General features: G+C 46.2%; 4 protein-coding genes. All 4 read left to right on the plus strand.

The window, feature by feature from the left end:
• Positions 1-342, plus strand: a 342-nt coding sequence (locus tag P5683_RS23840) for an AbrB/MazE/SpoVT family DNA-binding domain-containing protein (protein ID WP_315641130.1), incomplete at its 5' end; no start/stop codon positions are given.
• Between the two features lie 21 nt (positions 343-363).
• The gene (locus P5683_RS23845) at positions 364-633 is read left to right on the plus strand and encodes a type II toxin-antitoxin system PemK/MazF family toxin (RefSeq protein ID WP_315641131.1); all 270 of its coding nucleotides are present in this window, start codon (positions 364-366) and stop codon (positions 631-633) included.
• Between the two features lie 169 nt (positions 634-802).
• On the plus strand, positions 803-2344 hold the full coding sequence (locus P5683_RS23850) for a type I restriction-modification system subunit M (RefSeq protein ID WP_273247427.1): 1542 nt from the start codon (positions 803-805) through the stop codon (positions 2342-2344).
• Positions 2341-2982 (plus strand): DUF1016 N-terminal domain-containing protein (locus P5683_RS23855; protein WP_315641132.1); only part of this gene is annotated, 642 nt, incomplete at its 3' end. The genes P5683_RS23850 and P5683_RS23855, both read left to right, overlap by 4 nt.

Raw genomic sequence — 2982 nt, forward strand, 5'->3', positions numbered from 1 at the left:
CATGGATTCCGTTCTCAAAGCTGCGTCCTAACCACCTTGACTAATGCTATAATTACATCCTGCTTTTCAAGCCATCCCAGCATGAGCAAAATGATTAGAACCCGAATCGTTAAAATTGGCAACTCCCAAGGTGTGCGTATTCCTAAACTGCTTTTAGAGCAAAGTGGTATTCAGACAGACGTTGAAATCGAAGTGGAGGGCGATCATCTCACGATTCGCAACGCACGACGGTTACGCACAGGCTGGGAGCAAGCCTTTGCAGCAATGGCGAAAGAACAAGATGATGTTCTTCTCGATCCAGTCAACAGTACCGATTGGGAGCAAAGCGAATGGGAGTGGTAGCGATCGCATTTCGATGTTTTTTTGGTTAATCTTGACCCCACAATTGGCAGTGAAATTCAGAAAAAACGACCCTGTGTGATTATCTCACCGGATGAAATGAACGGTTATATTACCACGGTGATTATTGCCCCAATGACGACAAAAGGGAAAGCCTACCCGACGCGAATTTCCTGCCAGTTTCAGGGTAAGGAAGGGCAAATTGTTCTCGACCAAACACCATCGATAAAGCTCCATTGGTCAAAAAGATGTTTTCCCAATGAGCCAAGGGACGGCGCGATCGCTCTACCCTGATCTAATCCTAGGTCATCAGTGCGAGAATCCCACAGAGGCTCTCTGATATGGTGAGCCTTGAGTATCCCGACATCTCGAACCGCTGGATTATAATACCTAATACTTGCTAAAATACAAAACCGAGGTCACACTGACCATTATTCAAAACCTTTGAACCATAATTTGGACAATGACGAGTACCCAACAACGCGCCGCCCTGCAACGCCAAATCTGGCAAATCGCCAATGATGTGCGCGGCTCAGTCGATGGCTGGGATTTTAAGCAATATGTACTCGGCACGCTGTTTTACCGTTTTATCAGTGAAAACTTTACTAGCTACGCCGAGGGCGGCGATGACAGCATCGACTATGCCAAGCTGTCCGATAGTGATATTCCTGACGACTTCAAAGATGATGCCATCAAAACCAAAGGCTACTTTATTTATCCCAGCCAGTTGTTTGCTAACATCGCCGCTAGTGCAAACACTAACGAAAGCCTGAACACTGACCTAGCTGCGATTTTTGCGGCGATTGAAAGCTCTGCCAATGGCTACCCCTCCGAGCCAGATATCAAAGGGCTGTTTGCTGACTTTGACACCACCAGCAACCGCCTCGGCAACACGGTTAAAGATAAAAACCTGCGCCTGGCTGCGGTACTAAAAGGGGTGGCAGGGCTGGATTTTGGTGGTTTTGATGCCAGCCACATCGATCTGTTTGGCGATGCCTATGAGTTTCTGATCTCCAACTATGCCGCTAATGCGGGTAAATCGGGGGGCGAGTTTTTTACACCGCAGCAGGTTTCCCGGTTGATTGCCCAGCTTGCCATGCACCAGCAAACCAGTGTTAATAAAATTTATGACCCCGCCTGTGGTTCGGGTTCGCTGCTGTTGCAGGCTAAAAAGCATTTTGATGATCACCGGATTGAAGAGGGTTTTTATGGGCAGGAAATTAACCATACTAACTACAACTTGGCGCGGATGAATATGTTTTTGCATAACATCAATTACAACAAGTTTAATATTCAGTTGGGGAATACGTTAACTGACCCGCATTTTGGGGATGAAAAGCCCTTTGATGCGATCGTCTCTAACCCGCCTTATTCCGTGAAGTGGGTTGGGAGTGATGACCCGACGCTGATTAATGACGATCGCTTTGCGCCTGCTGGTGTACTCGCGCCTAATTCTAAGGCTGATTTTGCTTTTGTGCTGCATTGCTTGAGTTATTTATCTAGCAGTGGTCGCGCGGCGATCATGTGCTTCCCTGGTATTTTTTACCGTGGCGGTGCGGAAGCCAAAATCAGAAAGTATCTGGTAGATAACAACTACGTTGAAACCGTGATTGCCCTCGCGCCTAATCTGTTTTTCGGTACTGGCATCGCTGTGACGGTTTTGGTGCTATTTAAGGACAAGCCCGACTCTACCACCCAGTTTATTGATGCTAGTGGCTTGTTTAAAAAAGAAACGAATAATAACACCCTGACCGATGACCATATTGCCGAAATTATGGGGGTGTTTGATAGCAAAGAAAACGTTGATCACTTTGCCCGAACGGTGCCTTGTGAAGAGATTGCCGCTAATGATTACAATCTGTCGGTTAGTAGCTATGTGGAAGCCAAGGATACTCGCGAAAAAGTTGACATTACCCCGCTTAATACTGAGTTAAAAACTACTGTGGCGAAGATTGATCGCTTGCGGGCTGAGATTGATGCGATCGTGGCGGAGATTGAAGCATGAATAAATCAAAACGTCCTATTGCTTTGATCGATGTGCCTGATGGCTATAACATCTGGTTGAGGGAACTCAAGGAACGAATCCATAAAGCCCAACAAAAAGCGACATTAGCCGTTAATCGTGAATTGGTTTTGCTTTATTGGCAAATTGGGCGGGATATTTTGGCTCGGCAAGCTGAACAGGGCTGGGGAGCCAAGGTTATCGATCGCCTTGCCCATGATTTGCGTAGTGCATTTCCTCAGATGAAAGGTTTTTCGCCACGCAATCTTAAATATATGCGAGCCTTTGCCCATACATGGACAGATATTGAATTTGGGCAAGAGGTGCTTGCACAATTACCCTGGTATCATCAATTGGCACTTTTAGATAAGTTAGACAACAATGAAAAGCGTATTTGGTACGCTCAAAAAGCTATAGAAAACAATTGGTCGCGTAATGTGCTGGTGATGCAGATTGAAACCCGCTTAATTGAGCGACAGGGTCATGGGGTTTCTAATTTTGAGCAGCGTTTGCCTAAGCCAGATTCCGATCTTGCCCGTGAATCGATTAAAGACCCCTATCGCTTTGATTTTTTGGGTCTGACTGAGGAGGCTCAGGAGCGTGAAATAGAAAGGGCATTAGTTAAGCACGTTACACAATTT

The sequence above is a fragment of the Limnospira sp. PMC 1279.21 genome, from assembly GCF_032349615.1.
Taxonomy (GTDB): domain Bacteria; phylum Cyanobacteriota; class Cyanobacteriia; order Cyanobacteriales; family Microcoleaceae; genus Limnospira; species Limnospira fusiformis.

Excerpts from the sequence above, each read along its gene's own strand:
- P5683_RS23850 (WP_273247427.1), top strand. The coding sequence starts at position 803 with ATGACGAGTACCCAACAACGCGCCGCCCTGCAACGCCAAATCTGGCAA.